At 39.2% G+C, this 18,692-nt stretch carries 17 protein-coding genes; 4 read left to right on the top strand and 13 right to left on the bottom strand.

Features of this window, described 5'->3' with window-relative positions; all coding sequences use genetic code 11:
• Positions 1–177: 177 nt before the first annotated feature.
• The 12 genes from hypE to exbB all read right to left on the bottom strand — a co-directional run bounded on the left by hypE (position 178) and on the right by exbB (position 13,200).
• Positions 178–1,197, bottom strand: coding sequence for a hydrogenase expression/formation protein HypE (hypE, locus tag BTA34_RS01910; RefSeq protein WP_151434278.1), 1,020 nt, complete (start codon positions 1,195–1,197; stop codon positions 178–180).
• Positions 1,194–2,330: a hydrogenase formation protein HypD gene (gene hypD / locus BTA34_RS01905; protein WP_151436717.1), complete on the bottom strand. Its 1,137-nt coding sequence runs from the start codon at positions 2,328–2,330 to the stop codon at positions 1,194–1,196. Before hypD ends, hypE begins: the two co-directional genes overlap by 4 nt.
• A complete protein-coding gene (gene hybG, locus BTA34_RS01900; protein WP_006535180.1) occupies positions 2,317–2,583 on the bottom strand; it encodes a hydrogenase maturation factor HybG in 267 nt (88 codons plus the stop codon). Before hybG ends, hypD begins: the two co-directional genes overlap by 14 nt.
• Positions 2,574–3,809, bottom strand: a complete 1,236-nt coding sequence (gene hypB, locus BTA34_RS01895) for a hydrogenase nickel incorporation protein HypB (protein ID WP_151434277.1) — start codon at positions 3,807–3,809, stop codon at positions 2,574–2,576. The genes hybG and hypB overlap by 10 nt, the downstream gene beginning before the upstream one ends.
• A 62-nt stretch (positions 3,810–3,871) precedes the next feature.
• Complete coding sequence (gene hybE, locus BTA34_RS01890) at positions 3,872–4,366, bottom strand: hydrogenase-2 assembly chaperone (RefSeq protein ID WP_151434276.1); 495 nt, start codon at positions 4,364–4,366, stop codon at positions 3,872–3,874.
• A complete protein-coding gene (locus tag BTA34_RS01885) occupies positions 4,363–4,851 on the bottom strand; it encodes a HyaD/HybD family hydrogenase maturation endopeptidase (RefSeq protein ID WP_023580916.1) in 489 nt (162 codons plus the stop codon). Before BTA34_RS01885 ends, hybE begins: the two co-directional genes overlap by 4 nt.
• Positions 4,851–6,554: a hydrogenase 2 large subunit gene (gene hybC / locus BTA34_RS01880; RefSeq protein WP_064718974.1), complete on the bottom strand. Its 1,704-nt coding sequence runs from the start codon at positions 6,552–6,554 to the stop codon at positions 4,851–4,853. Before hybC ends, BTA34_RS01885 begins: the two co-directional genes overlap by 1 nt.
• Positions 6,551–7,732 (bottom strand): Ni/Fe-hydrogenase cytochrome b subunit, encoded by a 1,182-nt coding sequence (gene hybB, locus BTA34_RS01875; protein WP_151434275.1) that lies wholly within the window; start codon positions 7,730–7,732, stop codon positions 6,551–6,553. Before hybB ends, hybC begins: the two co-directional genes overlap by 4 nt.
• Positions 7,719–8,732, bottom strand: coding sequence for a hydrogenase 2 operon protein HybA (hybA, locus tag BTA34_RS01870; protein WP_151434274.1), 1,014 nt, complete (start codon positions 8,730–8,732; stop codon positions 7,719–7,721). The genes hybB and hybA overlap by 14 nt, the downstream gene beginning before the upstream one ends.
• The gene (hybO, locus tag BTA34_RS01865) at positions 8,729–9,853 is read right to left on the bottom strand and encodes a hydrogenase 2 small subunit (RefSeq protein WP_075674248.1); all 1,125 of its coding nucleotides are present in this window, start codon (positions 9,851–9,853) and stop codon (positions 8,729–8,731) included. Before hybO ends, hybA begins: the two co-directional genes overlap by 4 nt.
• 1,886 nt (positions 9,854–11,739) lie before the next feature.
• Positions 11,740–12,168 (bottom strand): TonB system transport protein ExbD, encoded by a 429-nt coding sequence (gene exbD / locus BTA34_RS01860; RefSeq protein ID WP_099074169.1) that lies wholly within the window; start codon positions 12,166–12,168, stop codon positions 11,740–11,742.
• Between the two features lie 6 nt (positions 12,169–12,174).
• Positions 12,175–13,200 (bottom strand): tonB-system energizer ExbB, encoded by a 1,026-nt coding sequence (gene exbB, locus BTA34_RS01855; RefSeq protein ID WP_151434273.1) that lies wholly within the window; start codon positions 13,198–13,200, stop codon positions 12,175–12,177.
• Positions 13,201–13,529: 329 nt separating this feature from the next.
• Between exbB and metC the strand changes: the two genes are divergently transcribed.
• On the top strand, positions 13,530–14,720 hold the full coding sequence (metC, locus tag BTA34_RS01850; protein ID WP_151434272.1) for a cystathionine beta-lyase: 1,191 nt from the start codon (positions 13,530–13,532) through the stop codon (positions 14,718–14,720).
• 127 nt (positions 14,721–14,847) lie between these two features.
• Positions 14,848–15,516 carry a DedA family protein gene (locus BTA34_RS01845; RefSeq protein WP_151434271.1) on the top strand — a complete coding sequence of 223 codons (669 nt, stop codon included), beginning with the start codon at positions 14,848–14,850 and terminating at the stop codon, positions 15,514–15,516.
• A gap of 162 nt (positions 15,517–15,678) precedes the next feature.
• On the opposite strand, the gene BTA34_RS01840 is transcribed toward BTA34_RS01845, so the two are convergent.
• Positions 15,679–16,461 carry a class I SAM-dependent methyltransferase gene (locus BTA34_RS01840; RefSeq protein ID WP_151434270.1) on the bottom strand — a complete coding sequence of 261 codons (783 nt, stop codon included), beginning with the start codon at positions 16,459–16,461 and terminating at the stop codon, positions 15,679–15,681.
• Positions 16,462–16,641: 180 nt separating this feature from the next.
• On the opposite strand from BTA34_RS01840, the gene BTA34_RS01835 reads away from it, so the two are divergent.
• Together BTA34_RS01835 and dkgA are read left to right on the top strand one after the other, a co-directional pair.
• A complete protein-coding gene (locus tag BTA34_RS01835; RefSeq protein ID WP_151434269.1) occupies positions 16,642–17,799 on the top strand; it encodes an iron-containing alcohol dehydrogenase in 1,158 nt (385 codons plus the stop codon).
• Positions 17,800–17,827: 28 nt separating this feature from the next.
• Positions 17,828–18,658 carry a 2,5-didehydrogluconate reductase DkgA gene (gene dkgA, locus BTA34_RS01830; protein ID WP_151434268.1) on the top strand — a complete coding sequence of 277 codons (831 nt, stop codon included), beginning with the start codon at positions 17,828–17,830 and terminating at the stop codon, positions 18,656–18,658.
• Positions 18,659–18,692: the final 34 nt, after the last annotated feature.

Below are 18,692 nucleotides of genomic sequence, written 5' to 3'. Positions count from 1 at the left end.
CACTCTCCACGCAGTAGGATGAGGCGAACATGTTACTCCGATAATTTTTTTATCAAAGAGTCAGTATTCAGATAAATGAGAGAAATTTGCGTTATAACAATTTTTTTGTAACAACTGGGTAACGTCTTCCACTTATCAATCGCTTTATTTTTTGATTAGTAAGTGGAAGATAAAAACTTAGCAGATACGAGGTAATGGCTCGTTATAAGGTAGGTCAAGAATACGGCTAGTACCAAAAATACCCGTTAAACGAATATAGTTATCGGTTGTGACTTCACCAATCGTACAAGCGTCTTTCCCTAAATCATGTTGATGTAGAGCTTCAAGCACTTGGGCTTCTGCTTCTGGTGATACCACTAAAACAATTTTTCCTTCGTTAGCGAAATTCAGCGCTTCAAGCCCTAATAATTCACAAACGCCACGAACAGATTGTTTCATAGGTAATTTACTTTCATGCACATTCATACCGCAACCACTGGCTTGAGCAAATTCATGTAAAATTGCTGTCACTCCGCCTCGTGTTGCATCACGTAATGCTCGAATACCTTTAAGTTGACGTAAAGGCGCAATCATTGGCTCCAGAACAGCACAATCACTTTGCAGATCGGCTTCTAATCCTAAATTTTCACGCAGATTCAGGATTGTTGCACCGTGATCGCCAATCGTGCCGCTCACTAAGATCTTATCGCCAGCTTTGATATTACTTGCCGCCCAATTAATTGTCGTTGGAATAACCCCAATACCCGCAGTATTGATAAAGATCTTATCCGCAGCACCACGAGGAACCACTTTTGTATCCCCCGTAACAATTTGTATTCCTGCTTGTGCTGCTGCTTTCGCCATCGCCATAACAAGGGTTTCGAGGGTTTCAAAGGGAAGCCCTTCTTCAAGAATAAAACCACATGAAAGGTAACGAGGAACCGCACCACCAACAGAAAGATCGTTAGCCGTACCGCAGACCGATAATTTACCAATATTTCCACCAGGAAAGATTATCGGATCGATAACATAGCTATCTGTACTAAATGCAAGACGATCACCAAGCGTGGTTAATTCATTTAACGCGATCCGCGCTTGGTCTTCTTTTTCATTTAATAATGGATTATCGAACGCTTTTAAAAACAGTCCTTCGATAAGTTGTTGCATACCTTGCCCACCATTTCCTTGGGCTAAGGTGATTTCATCAGGTTGTTTCATATATTACCTTCACGGCGATACTGATAATAAGCCGCACATGCACCTTCAGATGATACCATCAAGGCACCCAATGCCGTTTCTGGTGTACAACTTTTACCAAAAAGTGGGCAATCGGAAGGTTTGCATCGTCCTGTTAATACATCGCCACAGCGAGATTGCGGATTATCTGCCACTTTCTGCGGTGCGGGAGTAAAACGTCGTTCAGCATCAAACTCAGAATAAGCAGGTGTTAATTGAATACCTGACATTGGGATTTCACCCAATCCACGCCATTCGCTGGTTTCTTTTAACATAAACACTTCGCTAAGTGCTTTTTGAGCCAACTTATTACCTTCATTCGGTACAATGCGACTATATTGATTTTCAATACTTAAAACATAATCTGCATTTTCTGCTTTTGCTTTAAGTTGTTTAATGACCATCAGTATAGCTTGCAATAAGTCTAATGGTTCAAATCCTGTCACCACAAAAGGCTTTTCAAATTCATCACATAGCGGTTGATATGGCGTACAGCCAATCACCATACTCACATGCCCCGGAGCAATAAAGCCGTCAATGCGAACATCCTCTTGTTCTAGTAAACAACGCAACGTCGGCACGATAGTAATATGCTGACAAAACAGAGAGAAGTTTTTAAGCCCGCGCAATTTCGCTTGTTGTAGCGTCATTGCCGTACTTGGCATCGTTGTTTCAAAACCTAAACCAAAGAAGACAACTTGTTTATCTGGGTTATCTTGGGCAATTTTGAGTGAGTCGAGCGGGGAATAGACAATACGAATATCACTGCCACGACGACGCGCATCAAGCATGGAGCCATTACGACCCGGTACTCGCATTGCATCACCAAAAGTACAGAAAATCACATCTGGACGGGCTGCGATTTCTAAACATGCATCAATTCGCCCCATCGGCAATACACAAACAGGACAACCGGGTCCATGAACAAATTCAATTTCTTCTGGTAGTAAGCGGTCTAGACCAAATTTAAAAATGGCATGTGTATGCCCACCACACACTTCCATAATTTGTAATGGACGTTTAATTGGATGAGGCCATTGTGAAATTGTTTCACGGATTTGAACTAGTAAGGCTTTCGCAAGTTCGGGATCACGAAATTCATCAACGTACTGCATCATCAGCCTCTTCGAGGGTTACACCATACACATGCTGTAATGCATCAAGGGTATCTTGTGCTTCTTGCTCATCAAGAATACTCATGGCAAATCCCACATGAATAAGTACCCATTTGCCTAATAATTCACTAGGTTCGCCTTCACATACCATCGAAATATTAACAGCACGTTTGACGCCACTGACTTCGGCATAAGCGAGTTGGTGGACGTCTTCGCCCACCTCAACAATCTTAGCTGGCACACCTAAGCACATAAACGGCTCTCCAACCAAGCTAACCACTCTTCCATGCCTTCACCCGTTGTTGCTGATAACGCAATGATTTCGATATTTGGGTTAACACGGCGAGCCGATTCAATACAGGCTTGAACGTCAATATTCAGATGTGGCACTAAATCAATTTTGTTGATAATCATTAAATCAGCCGCAGCAAACATATGCGGATATTTCAGCGGTTTATCTTCACCTTCAGTGACAGAAAGAATAGCAACTTTATGTTTCTCACCCAGATCAAAACTGGCAGGGCAAACTAAGTTACCCACGTTTTCAATAAAGAGAATGCTGTTATCTTGTAAGCCTAATTGATGTGTCGCATCATGCACCATTTGTGCATCAAGGTGACAACCTTTACCTGTATTCACTTGGATAGCTGGCACGCCTGTTTCACGGATACGATCCGCGTCATTAGTGGTTTGCTGATCGCCTTCGATCACAGCGCAAGACACACGTTGTGCTAACTGTTTTAATGTTTGAGTTAATAGTGTCGTTTTACCAGAGCCGGGGCTTGAAACTAAATTCAATGCCAACACATTTTGTTGTTCAAAATGTTCACGGTTATGAACAGCAATACGGTTATTTTTATCCAACACATCCATTTCAATTTTCAGCATACGCTTTTGGCTAATACCGGGAGCATGTGTACCTGCTTCACCTTGACCATAATGCATATTCTGATTTTCAATTACAGGGCTAAATTGCTCTTCGTGATCATGTTCATGATCATGTGCGTGATCATGATCGTGGCTGTGAGAATGATGATGTGAATGTTCATGGCTATGATCATCAGCATGATCGTGACTGTGAGCATGGTCATGATTGTGTGAATGTTCATGATGATCGTCATGCCCATGATGGTGTTCATGGAAAACAGGTGTTTCGTTTAGCTGTGCATCGTTATGAAAATGGAGATGAACATCGCCACTGTTATGGTAATAGTGATGATGAACGATGATAGGCTGACCATGTGTTTCGTAGTTATGCTTATGCTTTTGCTCAGACTTATCAATATATTTATGAACAGTATTCGCTGGAGTAGCATTGTGTTCATGATGGTGATCATGCCCATGATGGCCGTGATCATGATGATGACCGTGGTCGTGATGATCATGGTCATGAGAGTGATGATGGTGGTGATCATGTGAATGAGGCTCTACGCCTTCAATTCTGACATTGCCTTCGCCACAACCGCAAGTGCTACACATATTCTGACTCCTGTACTATTCAATAAGAAGAATGTGACTCTGTGTCGCGTAAAATTTCTACACTATGATCTTAACTGACCACGGAAGAGAGAACGACGACTTAAATCAACTTCTGCTACGGATTGTGTCTGAACAGGAAGAGAAAGTGCCATTTTTACACTATTTTCCACCAACTCAACAGCATGTTCCCCTGAAAGGTGTCTATCAAGTGGCGACATTAATGAACACGCGAGATATTGCATATCACCAGCAAGCTCCCCCACAACGAATTTAATCTGACCACAAGGTAATTCTAATCCAATGCGCTCACCGACTTTTCGATGTGGCCATTCTTGTGAAGGTCCCGGAAAAACGACTAGCTCTAGCATCCACGGAGTAAGAACAGCGCCAATCCACTGATTTTCAAATAAGGTAAAGCCCCCTGCTTTTACAGGAATACCTTCTCGATAAAAAGGAAGCCCTTTCATCTCTTTTTCAGCAATTTCACTAAAACGCGCTTCAAGTTGCTCAACAGGCGGTTCATCGTATCCTTCGATATCCCAGCTTATTTCACTCATGCTGTTACCTCTTTGGGTGTGACAGGAATACCATATTCACGCAAAATATTGACGACATGTTCTAACGCAATTTCCATTGATTTTTGACCAATGTCAGACAGTGACATGCTTGGCTCTAATGAAGCAGGTTCAATACCCACTAAAATAAGCTTACGTGGAAATTCATCTGTCATACGCAATGCCATAAGCACATCAGATAAGCCTAATTGATGAGGCGAGATTTTCTGTGTAAAAAGCGCGGGAACATCATCATCATGTAAGACAAAAATACTGCCCGGTTCATGATTACTTCTTACCGCATCGGCAACAATCAGGAGATCTCTGGCGGCGATATCTTGCAAAATTTCCATGCCAGATGTGCCACCATCAATAACATCGACGTTCTCTGGTAAAGAGAAGCGCTCTTCGAGCGCTTCTACTATACGAACACCAATGCCTTCATCGCTTAGTAATAAATTACCAATACCTAAGACGAGAGTTCGCATTATAATACCTTCACCTTACTTAGTTCTTTACCTGTTAAATCAACCATATGCACAGCACACGCCATACATGGGTCAAAGGAGTGGATTGTTCTTACCACTTCTAATGGTTTTTTCGGATCAGCAACAGGTGTACCAACAAGTGATAACTCATAAGGACCCGGTTCATCATTAAAGTTACGAGGACCCGCATTCCATGTTGATGGAACAACCGCTTGATAGTTAGTGATTTTACCGTCTTTAAATACGATCCAGTGAGATAACATACCGCGAGAGGCTTCTTCAAAACCTACACCACGATACTCTTTACCGGGTTCAAACTCTGGTTTAATAAAGGCAGCAGTATCGCCACGACCAATATTATCAACCAATGATTGCCACAAGAAGTTTAGAGAATCTTGTAACACGCACGCATGAACAGTACGTCCAATAATACGTCCCCAAGTTGACTCTAACTGCTCATTAACCAGTGTTTCACCTGTTAATTTAGTATAGATACCATTGATTTCGTTGTAGTGTTTAACAGTCCCTTCATGCTTACCTGCTAAACCGCATACTAACCATGCTAATGTACCCACTTCGACAGGTTTGCCATAGAATGTCGGTGATTTAACCCATGAGTATTTTTCGTTCTCATCCCAACCGGTATATTTAGGACGAGTCAAACCTTCCCACGGTTTTAATGGTTCATCATCTTCATACCAAGCATGCTTACCACTTTCTTCGATACCGTCTTTCAGGTTTTCATCTTTCCAGTCTTTAATTGGACGATACGTTGAGAAATCAACGCCTTCCATATAACCACCAGATAATAAAAACTCAGTGTTATTACCGTTAATAGGTAATTCAGGTACAGATAAATAGTAGTTCGCACCTTTACCAATTTTTAGCCACTCTGGGTAATAAGCAGCAAAAATTGCAGTATCGACTTTATAAACTTGTTCAATAAAATCGCCAAGATTATCGATAAAGTGCTTCACATACATTAGACGTTCTAAGTTAAGAACACTTGGTGCATCAAGGTTAATTGGGTTAGCAACCCCACCCACTGCCAAGTTTTGAATGTGCGGAGTTTTACCACCCAGAACCGCTACGATACGGTTTGCATCACGCTGACATTCAAGTGCTTGCAGATAGTGAGCAACCGCAATCAGGTTAACTTCTGGCGGTAATTTCATTGCTGAGTGACCCCAGTAGCCGTTAGCGAAAATACCTAACTGACCGCTGTCCACTAGACCTTGAATTTTCTTCTGAACTTTTCTGAACTCTTCAGCAGAGTTTAATTGCCACTGAGAAACACCTTTCAGCATTGCTGACGCTTTTTCAGGATCAGCTTGTAATGCTGAAGTAATATCAACCCAGTCCATCGCAGAAAGCTGATAGAAGTGAACGATATGGTCATGAAGAATGTGAGAAGCCAGAATAATGTTACGGATATATTGCGCATTGACAGGAATATCCATCCCTAAGGCATCTTCAACTGCACGTACTGAGGCAATGGCGTGAACTGTCGTACAAACACCACAAATACGTTGTACGATAATCCATGCATCACGAGGATCGCTTCCTTTTAGGATCTCCTCCATTCCGCGCCACATGGTACCGGAAGACCAAGCCTTAACAACTTTTCCGTTATCAATTTCACAATCGACGCGTAAATGCCCTTCAATACGGGTAATAGGATCAATAGTAATGCGTTGGCTCATGATTTAACCTCAGCCTTTTTTAATTGTATATTTGAGTCTGTTTGTGCTGGTAAAACCGGCAGTAAACGGATAATAAGAATGTAAGCTGTTACTTCAAATGCAACGAAACCAACAGAAATCAGCAATTCACTTGCTGTTGGGAAATAGTGGTAACCATTGCCTGGATTGTAAGCAACTAAAGAGTAGTTCATACGCCACATTGCTGCGCCAATTAGGATAAATACAGCACAGACAAACAACATTTTTGGACTACGGCGGTTATTATTTAAATGCATCAAAATAAGAGGAAGTAACAATAATGCACTTTCAGCAATGAATAACCACGAGAACATATCCCCATTTCCGATATAACTCAGTTTACCGTTCCAAATAACTTCGCCCCAGCGACATACCAAGAAAGCAATCAGTAACACTTCAATCACTTTGGTTAATTTGGTAAATAGCGGTGTTTCATCATCGTTCATGGTGCGGCTTGCCTTTAACAGCGAACCTTCAAAAATGACGATAGTGAAACCAAGGAGAAAGGCCGTTAACAGAGAAAACAGCGGTAACATCTCATAAGATTGCCACAGTGGATGTACTTTCCAACCTGCTGAAATCATTAACGATCCCATTGAAGATTGGTGCATGGTTGGCAGTAAAGCCCCAAGACCAATAATAAAGAACATCGCTTTATTAAGACGCTTCAACGACACTTTCCAACCTAAACGTTCTAATAACGCCGGTAAGAATTCTAATGCCATCACCATAATATAGATGGTCATACAGGTCGCTGTTTCAAACAACACTGAGTTAACGTTAAAGTATTGCGGCATAAAGAAGTGAGGCATGTTCCAATAACGACCGATATCAATGGCGATAGATAAACCACCTAATGAATAGCCGAACAAGCTCGCTAACAATGCAGGGCGTACTAACGGGTGAAACTCCCCTTTATTAAAGACATAAACAGCCCATGCAAGCGCCCAACCGCCACATGCAAAGCCTGTTCCTATCAATAAGTCAAAGGCAATCCAAATCCCCCAAGGATATCCCCCATTCAAATCAGAGACATCGCCCAGACCCAATACCAAACGCTTACCAATAAGAATAAAACCGAGCACAGCAAGCGGCAAAAATACTCTTACTGCGAGAGTAAATAACTTACCGCCAAGTGGACGAGGATCATGACTCGACATCGTTATCCTCCTTGTGGTGTTCCTGCTCTTGTTTTTTACTATTACGGTTAACCAAATAGGTGATCCCTGCAAGGGCTGCTATTGGTAATACCATGCCTTTGTACAGCGTATGTTGAATATGTTCAGAGCGTGCGCCCGTTGATAATGGTGCCACTTCTGGCATACCTAAATTGCTGAAAGGAACAGCAGAAAGTACCATGACTTGCGTACCGCCACCTTCAAACTCACCATAGATATGATCTTGATATTCAGGAATTTTATGCAGATAAGTGTCGCCACCACTAATGGTTTGACGTGGGTAATGATATTCTTCACCCGCTTTTTTCGCTAAACGACGTTTTGCTTCTTCCAGCAACTCTTCGCGTGTCCCGAAAATAACCGCACCAGTAGGACAAACTTCAACACAGCCTGGTAATAAGCCTTTATCTAAACGCTCAACCCCTTTTTGGTTACAAAGCTCGCATTTATAGAGCTTACCAAATGGATCATCATAATCGTATTTTGGAATGTTATAAGGGCATCCCACCATACAGTAACGACAACCTGTACAGATATCCGCGTGATAATGGACAATACCGGTTTTTGGATCTTTGGTTAACGCAGAAACAGGACAAACAGAAACGCAGTTTGCATCAACACAATGCATACATTGTTTCTTAATAAAGGCGTAACCGTTTTCCAGTTGGTCTTTATTTTCACCAGTACCATCACGCCAAATTTGAATAATGTTATTTGTGTAAGGACTTAATTTGTCATTGTTTGACCAAGTCGGATCACCATTAGCGTAAGTATCACCACGCTCCATTGGCTCCGGGTGATTAATTTCCTGACATTTTGTGACACATGCTTGACAGCCTACACACAGTGTAGAGTCGTAGAGCATACCGAGAGACCCAGGAATTGGGGGACGGTTCTGCACCGCAGCATGACTCGCAGTGGGTGCCATTCCCGCAAGGAGAACCCCACCTGATGCCAGCTTAAAGAAATGACGCCTATTCACCGTTTATCCTCCTGTGAGGCTCCTGTGGCATTCTTGTCACGGCCTAATTGACGCACAGCCATCACACTGACACCCGCAACTGCACCCACGACAGCACCCAGTAAGCCAGCAGCACCATAAGAGACACCACCACCTTCTTTTGCATTAACATCAGGTACTTGTGCTTTTGGTGTTGGCTGATAAACGTTCGCTAATTGGAAAATACCTTTAGTAAAGCCGATACCTTCTTCGTTACAACCATAGCAAGGGTGACCGATACCGACAGGCCAGATCCCACCACCGACATCACAGAATTCTAATGTAGGGCAGTTACCGTAAGTTTCAGGGCCTTTACAGCCTAAATGGTATAAACACCAGCCTTGACGATGACCTTCATCACCAAATTCTTTAGCAAAACGACCCGCATCAAAATGAGGGCGACGTTCACAGTTTTCGTGAATTAAACGCTCATAAGCAAAAAGCGGTCTGTTTTTGCTATCTAACTTAGGCAATTTATTGAAAGTAATAATATGTGCAACAGTAGCTAAAAAGTTATGTGGGTTTGGTGGACATCCTGGAATATTGATAACGGTTTTACCCGGTAAAATAGCTTCCAGTGATTTAGCGCCTGTTGGGTTGCCCCCAGTAGCAGGTACACCACCCCATGCAGAACATGAACCAATAGCAATAATCGCAGCAGCCCCTTCAGCGGCTTCTTTGATATGCTCAAGAATTGGTTTTCCTGCAACCATACAGTAAACACCACCGTCTTTGTCTGGGATTGAACCGTCAACAACGAGGACGTACTTACCTTTGTATTTCTCCATCGCATTGTGTTTATTTTCTTCAGCTTGATCACCAAAAGCTGCAGAAAGCACTTCGTGATATTCGAGTGCGATAACATCAAGAACGAGGTTTTCTAGAGTCGGGTGAGTTGCTCGTAATAAAGACTCCGTACACCCAGTACATTCCTGAGCGCCAATCCAGATAACAGGTGGGCGTTCAGGTGATGCCATTGCTTCTGACATTTCCGCGGCAGCTTTGCCGCTTAATCCCATGGTAGCTGACAACGCAGCACACAATTTCATAAAATCGCGTCGGTTAATACCATGATGGGAAAAAACATTATTCCCCAAGGCCATATATCTCTCCTGATATGATGATTTTTAATTGGAATAATTTTAAAACACCGCCTTTTTAACACTCCGACACAATAATGACTTGATCATTATCAAGCGATAATTCATTAAAAAATAAATTACTCTTTTATGTGAGTAAAAACGTTTCAGCAATATAAGGTTTAATGTCTATTTTTTATATATTTCGTCATTTTAAATTTATTAAAATTCTATTTAATAATGATAAAGTAAATAGAAACAATTATCATTATCTCAAAAATTCAAGAGAGAGGTAAATTTAAACCCTTATTAATTAACTACTTACAAAAACACAAAAACAACCAAATTATAAGACAATATATTTAAAATAATACAAAATTAATAATTCATTATTTCTATTTTCTAATAAAAATTATTAAAAATAAATTCTAATATATTTTTTAATTATAATAGTGACTCTTTTTTTCATATTATCAACCTTTATATTACATCATGAATAATGTTAAAAATTGCATTTCATAAACAAGAAATGATTACATTAATATATTTAATTTCAGCTTATTTTCATTACCAATTTAGTGACTCTTCTTTTGTTATTCATTTTTTATCACCATGAAGATGTTTATTTTTTAGCCAAATAATAACCTCTTTTTCTTATCATTTTTCATGAAGTTATAACCATATTCGTTTTTGGAATAAGAAGTTCCTTTAGTATAAAATCGTTATAAAATTAAATACATATTGATATAAGACGCCATCAAAAAGATAAGATCATTAATAATTACTAATTAGTAAATGGTTGCAATAATTTCATTAAGTTATTTTATAACATATCGAATTCATAACAAAATTAACGTAAATAAAATTTAATGTTAAATCCATGTTGTTTTTGTGGATAAAAAAAATACAATTTATCGATAAATAATGCCCAAATAGAGCCGATTTCTTTTTTTTGTAAGAATAGATAAAAGAAGTGGTCATAAATCTAAAAAATTGAAAAATACGTTGTTAACTGTTTGTGTTTTTTAATCTGGCAAGGTTTGGTTGATAATGGGAGATAAACTGGGAATAAGCATCAAAAGGGTACACAACAAAACACCCACTCCGACCCTATCGACTTAAAAGAGGCAGTAACGGCAGATATAGCAAGCCAAATAAAAAAGCCATAACACCGAAATGTTATGGCTTCTAAATTTATTAAAATAATAAAATGCTATGTGTAGTTCTCTGCCTTTCACGTTTTATTTTACTCACCGCTTATCAAAGATAAGAAGTGGTTTGAGTAAGTAAATAAAATCTACTTACCCGAAATTGGAATGACTGAAAACAACGGTCTACCTGGTGCAATAAAAAAATAAGTATCCAAATACGGATAACTTAGATAATAAATAAATTAGGCGTTATAACACGTTACAAAATATTTCAATTTGTAACGTGAGTGCATTATATCCAATAAGATTTTTTGCGCAAGTTTTTTTACACTTAAATCAAATTTGCATAAAGACATTATAAATCACAAGGTTATAGAGAAATTTAACTTTAAAAAGCCGTTCTAAACAAATCTAAAAATGAAAAAAAATGAAGAGTTAATGAATATTAATGTTACAGGAGTTCAAGTAATGACATCTACTTAGCATTAATTGATTCAGCCCGTCATTACTCAATAAAATTAATTAATCGTTTATTCATAAACTTAATCTACTTATTATTAATCTTATTTAAGACTAAAGTTAAATTTTATTCTAACTCAATTTTATTAATAATATCGATAACCATTAAAAACGGTAAAAATATAAACTCTATTTCTTCTACACAATAAAAAAGCACTTTATTCATCATTTCACAACGACAAATAAAGTGCTTTTAAAATAGCGTAGTAATACTTAGATAAATAGCGTATTTACTAAATTTTAACCACCCGTAGAGACGGTTTCCATTCCCACCAGCCCCACTTTGAGATAACCCGCTTTTCTTAGCGAATCCATTGCCGACATTAACGTTTCATAATCAACCGTTTTATCAGCTTGGAAAAAGATTGTTGTCTCTTTGTTTGCTTGTGTCATGGTATCTAACACACTCGCCATCGTTTCATGTGTGACCATCTCTTCACCAATGAAAATTTGTTTATCCGACTTAATCGTTAAATAAACAGGCTTTTCAGGGCGAGGCTGTGGTTTAGCACTTGAAGCGGGTAAATTTACTTTTATATCAACAGTAGCTAAAGGTGCCGCCACCATAAAGATAATGAGTAGAACCAACATGACATCAATAAAAGGCGTCACATTGATATCATGCAATTCATTATCATCACCTGAATCATCACCAAGACGCATTGCCATAATTCATTACCTTGCTTTGCTGTTTTCGATATCTAAATCACGGCTGACTAATGTCACCACACCTGTTGCGATATCACCAATTTCACCACGATAACCTGCGATCATACGAGCAAAAATGTTATAGATAATAACCGCTGGAATTGCCGCAATCAGACCAATCGCGGTTGCTAATAACGCTTCTGCAATACCCGGCGCAACAACAGCAAGGTTTGTCGTTTGAGAATGTGCAATACCGATAAAGCTATTCATGATCCCCCAAACCGTACCGAAAAGACCGATAAAAGGAGAAATTGCACCGATTGTGGCTAAATAACCATTACCGCGGCCTAATTCACGAATAATTGCGGCAACGCGACGTTCCATACGCATTTCAACACGCTCTTTAATACCTGATGCGACTTTACTTTCTTGAGAGTAAGTACGCTCTAATTCTGCATCATTAAAGAAATCAGCGGTTGCGCTCTTATTACCAAATTTTTTGCTAATCGCTAACGCATCGTTAAGTGATTTAGCTTCAACTAACTGAGCCGTCTCTTTTCTTAAGCGACGACGCAGTGAAATCAAGTAACTTCCTTTCGCGAAAAATAGCGCCCAAGTAACAATAGAGGCTAACAGTAAGCCAATCATGACACTTTTAACGACTAAGTCCGCATTACGGTACATACCCATTACCGATAAATCTTCAGCGAATCCGCCACCAGCAACCATTTCAGGTTGTACTTCTGAGGCGGTATTTTCTGTCGCTGAAGGTACATTTTCTGAATTCTCAGCCGTTGTTACAGGTGTGTTTTCACCTTCAGGCTTTGTGGTTTCAGTACCCACTGCTTTCACTTCATTACCCGTTGTCGTGGTCGTAGAAGAAGTCGCAGTTGTTGGTGTCGCGGTTGTCGGTGTAGCAGTTCCCGGTGTAGCAGCTGTTGAAGAAACGGCAGCAGTAGTTGGCTGTTCAGTTGGTGTGGCAGGAGTCGTATCCGCAAAAGCAGAGCCTGTCAGACCGATTGCCAATAGAATAGAAGCTGTCAAATTACGCATCAGTTGGCCTATTACTCTCTTTTTTATCTATTTATTTATTCAGTAATGACATCTTTACGTCACTACTTACCCAAAATCGTTCGCTTACAATCATCCTGTTTGCCATCAGGAAAGAGAAAACGCTCAAATGATATCAAACATGAAGCATTTTGATAGTAATTATCATTACTATTTGGCTATTTTTTTTCCATTTGTCGATTTTTAAGACAAATTATCGTCCTTTCACGTAACGTGAAATTTTATCAACTACCCTGCAAGCCTTTTGTACTTATCCAAAAAATGCATTAACTTGAGGTAAACACACCATCAATTAAAAGAAGGTATTAAGGATGACGCTAAAAAAACAAGAAACCTCACTCCTCCTTTCTGGTCGAGCTAAAAAATATTCTCAAGGCGCAGTAAACCCAATTATACAACGAACATCATCCGTTATTTTTGATTCCGTTGCACAAAAGCGTGAAGCAACGAAAAAACGAGCGGAAGGTACGCTCTTTTATGGTCGTCGAGGCACAATCACACATTTTGCTTTACAAGAAGCTTTAACTGAATTAGAGCAAGGCGCAGGCTGCGCACTATTTCCTTCAGGTGCGGCAGCAATTACGCAATCTATACTCGCATTTATTGAGCAAGGTGCGCATATTCTTGTTACAGGCTCTGCTTACGATCCAACCCAAAATTTTTGTGATCAGATCTTACGTAAATTCTCAGTCACAACGACTTATTTTGATCCTTTAATCGGTAAAGAGATCAGCCAATTACTACGTCCTGAAACAAAAATCGTTTTTCTTGAATCTCCGGGTTCAATCACGATGGAAATTCAAGATCTGCAAGGAATAGTCAATTCAGTTCGCCAATATAACCCTGAAATCATTATTATGATTGATAATACTTGGGCGGCAGGATTACTACTAAAACCACTGACATTGGGTGTCGATATTTCAATTCAATCGGCCACAAAATATATTAATGGTCATTCTGATGGCATGTTAGGTTTTGCTGTCGCTAATGAGCGTTGTTGGGTGCAGTTACGAGAAAATGCCTATTTATTAGGTCAATGTGTTGATCCTGATACTGCTTATATGACAGCAAGAGGATTAAGAACATTACCTGTCAGGATGAAACAACACGAACAAAGTGCATTAGAAGTCGCTCGCTGGTTAAAACAACATCCTTTAGTTGATAATGTTTATCACCCTGCCTTAGCCTCTTGCCCAGGACATGAATATTTCCAACGTGATTTCTCTGGTAGCAATGGATTATTCTCTTTTAGTTTAAAGAAAATCCTAACCACTGAAGAGTTTGCTCTTTTCTTAGATAACTTCTCATTATTTAAGATGGCATTTTCATGGGGAGGGTTTGAATCTTTAATTTTGGGGTATCAGCCTAATGATATTAAAGCAATGCGCCAATATGAAACGCAGCCGACATTTACAGGCACTCTATTTCGCATTCATATTGGATTAGAAAATGTAGATGATCTTATTGAAGATCTAGAGCAGGGCTTTTTACGTATTTCTTAATAAAAATAATGAATTTTTTATTAAAAAAATCTATCCCTGTGGTTCCACAGGGATTAAATCAAACTGTTCTCGTTATTTTGCGTTAGAATAGCGAACATAAAGTCTTTTTTTTAATGCGAGTTCGCTAATGGGTACATTAAAAGAGATCATTCACGCGCTAATGCAACACGATTATATGGTGTTAGCTAATCCCAATGTGCTGTGGGTTATCTATATTGTTCTTTTTGTTATTATTATGCTGGAAAACGGGGTATTACCCGCCGCATTTTTACCAGGAGATACACTGCTTATTCTTTGCGGTGCCTTAATTGCAAAAGGTGTTTTACACTTTTTCCCGACTATCATTATATTAGGCGCTGCCGCGAGTATTGGGAGTTGGCTCGGATTTTTACAGGGCCGCTGGCTAAGTGATACAAAAATAGTTAAACGGTGGATGGCTCAATTACCAGAGCAATATCATCATAAGGCAAATGATCTCTTCCATCGCCAAGGCTTATATGCGCTATTACTGGGTCGTTTTATTGGATTCGTGCGTACATTATTACCGACGCTGGCTGGCTTATCAGAATTACAACAACGTCGCTTTCAAATATTTAACTGGTTAAGTGGTTTCTTATGGGTAGGGATTATTGTTTCTTTAGGCTATGTACTAAACCTTATTCCATTTATACAAAAACATGAAACTCTGGTCATGAATATTTTGATGACATTGCCTATATTACTCTTAAGTGCGGGTTTAATTGGTTCGATTGTGATGTATATTCGCCATCGTAAAAATAGCACCAGTAATAAGTAATTAAAAAAACGCCATTATTTTAATCATCATAATGGCGTTTTTTAATCATCTAACACATCAAAAGTTCAGTTGTTCATTTTCTTATCTCCTATCTTATTAATATCTTAGTAAAAATCCGTTGATATTTATCACCGTCATCTTTTTACCTTAATCTATTTGTTGCTAAAGCTTAATGGCTTTTGATGCAAGAAACGTTGGAATGTAACTATCAACTAAGAAACGAGCATGAGGAGCAAAATCCTCAACAAAATCTTGTAATAAGAAACCCGCTTTTAGCTGCCCACCAATAAGGTCAGTTAAAGAATGACCAAATACCAGCCCATCACCTCTGGCGATTTTTTCTTGCAGGATCTCCGAAGGTAGTGAACCTTGATCACTATAAGGTAAACGGTAAGTTGGTCTCATTAATCCCTGTGAGCGCAATTGCGGATCTCTATCATCGACAAAAACAACGGGATTATAAAAGCTCGCCATAAGTACACCGCCTGTTTTCAAAACACGGTAACACTCTTGCCAAACAGAATTCACATCCGGTACATATAAGTTTGAGATAGGATGAAAAATAATATCAAAACTTTCATCAGCAAATGCAGTTAAATCCGCCATATCACCTTGTACTGTAACCAAATCTAACTGATGCTTTTGTGCCAATTGATGGTCTTTGCTTAATTGACCTTCTGATAAATCAAATACCGTCACAATACCACCAGCAGCAGCTAAAATAGGCGCTTGTTGCCCACCGGCAGAAGCTAAACAGAGTATTTTTTTACCTTTAATATCTGCTAACCACTCTTTTTTAACCGGATTAGGTGTTAAATGGACTTTCCAGTTTCCTTGTTTTGCCGCGATAATGTCTTCATCACTTACAGGTTTAGACCACTGATTTTCCATTGCGGCTTGTTTATCCCAATGTTCTTGGTTTAATGTTAAATAATGATTTTCCATATTACTCCTTATAAATTAGCTACAATTTGAATTGCTGTAGTCATTAAGAAAGATAATTCATCTCTTATTTCTACAACCTTACAGTTATAGTTATGTCATGCTATTTCGTCTAGACACAGTGAAAAACTTTTTCCTGATTAATTGTCATATCGCAGAACATCAAATTAAGGTGGATACAAAATGCAAAACTTTACTTATTACTCCCCCACTCGCCTTCATTTTGGTCAAGGGCAAATAGAAAAACTACGTTCTGAAATCGGAAAAAATGAAAGAATTTTGCTGACTTATGGTGGTGGCAGTATTAAACGCAACGGCGTTTTAGATCAAATCTATACGGCACTCCCTGGTTATCAAATTCATGAATTTAGTGGTATTGAACCCAATCCTTCTTATGAAACATTAATGAAAGCCGTTTCTTATGCCAGATATCATGGTATTACGCATTTATTAGCAGTAGGAGGTGGGTCAGTTATTGATGGCACAAAATTTATTGCAGCCGCGATACCTTATAAAGGTGAACCTTGGGAAATCGTTACCAGTCACGGTAAAGTCATCGAAAATGCAATACCTTTAAGCTGTGTATTAACACTTCCAGCAACGGGAACAGAAACCAACAGTTTTTCTGTTATCAGCAGAAAACAGACCATGGATAAACAAAGCTTTGCTAGCCCTCATGTTTACCCTCATTGCGCTATTTTAGATCCAACAACCACTTATTCCCTGCCACCAAGACAAACCGCAAACGGTGTTGTTGACGCTTTTATTCATATATTAGAGCAATATCTCACTTATCCGGTGAATGCTCGTGTACAAGATGAGTATGCAGAAGGTCTTTTACGGATTTTAATTGATCAAGGACCAAAAGCGCTGACATCACCTACAGACTATGATATCCGTGCTAATATAATGTGGACAGCATCACAAGCGCTTAATGGCATCCTTGGTGTTGGTGTTCCTCAAGATTGGGCTACACATGCATTAGGCCACGAACTCACGGCATTACACGGGCTTGATCATGCACAAACTCTCGCTATCGTTTTACCTGCCCTATTAAATGAAAAACGGCAGACTAAATATGAGAAGTTAATCCAATATGCACAAAAAGTTTGGGGTATAAACCAAGGTTCTGACGCTTTTAAAATTGAAACTGCGATTAATGAAACTCGAAAATTCTTTGAATTAATGGGACTTAGAACTCGACTAACTGATTTCAAAATCACTGAAGAAGATATTCCAGCTTTAGTGCGAAAATTGGAAGAGCACGGACAAACCGCACTAGGCGAGCATCAAGATATCACATTAGAAGTCAGTCAACGTATTTATACAGCGGCACTCTAAGTACTTTAATGCGACTTTGGAGACAGAAATGGATAAACCTAAACTGATCAAGCTATCTGATGGAAATACCATTCCACAACTTGGTCTTGGTGTTTGGAAAGCAGATAATCATCAAGTTGTTAACGCTATTCATCACGCACTTGATACAGGCTATCGCCTTTTTGATACGGCAGCGATTTATCATAATGAAGAAGGTGTGGGTAAAGCGTTAAAACAGGTCACTGTTCCTCGTGAGGAGCTTTTTATCACAACAAAATTATGGAACAACGATCAAACGCATGCTCGCGGTGCTGTCTTAGAAAGTCTCCAGCGTTTGCAACTTGATTATATTGATCTCTATTTAATGCATTGGCCTGCTCCCTCACGCGAACTTTATGTTGAAGCGTGGAAACAGATGATTATTTTGCAAAAAGAAGGGTTAGTAAAAAGTATTGGTGTTTGTAATTTTAAAGAAGAACATCTTGAACGTATCATTACTGAAACAGGTGTAGCCCCTGTTATTAATCAGATTGAAATTCACCCTTTAATGCAACAAGCGCCATTAAGAGCATGGAACACAACGCATAATATTGTGACCGAATCTTGGAGCCCTTTAGCACAAGGTGGTGAAGGTGTTTTCAACCAGCCTATTATTCAAAAACTTGCCGAAAAATATCATAAAACCCCAGCACAAATTGTTTTACGCTGGCATCTAGATAGTGGACTTGTGGTGATCCCTAAATCTGTTACGCCTTCTCGTATAGAAGAAAACTTCCATATTTTTGATTTTAAATTGGAGAAAGAGGAAGTTGCGGAAATAACAACACTTGATCAGAAAAAACGTTTAGGCCCTGATCCTGATATTTTTGTTGATATCTAATTTTTGATGTTGAATAAAAAGCCAATAGTATTAT

It is taken from the genome of Proteus sp. CD3 (genome assembly GCF_008808075.1).
GTDB classification, from domain to species: Bacteria; Pseudomonadota; Gammaproteobacteria; order Enterobacterales; family Enterobacteriaceae; genus Proteus; species Proteus appendicitidis.
The sequence above is the reverse complement of the archived record's forward strand: the minus strand, read 5'-3'. Positions and strand labels throughout refer to the sequence as shown.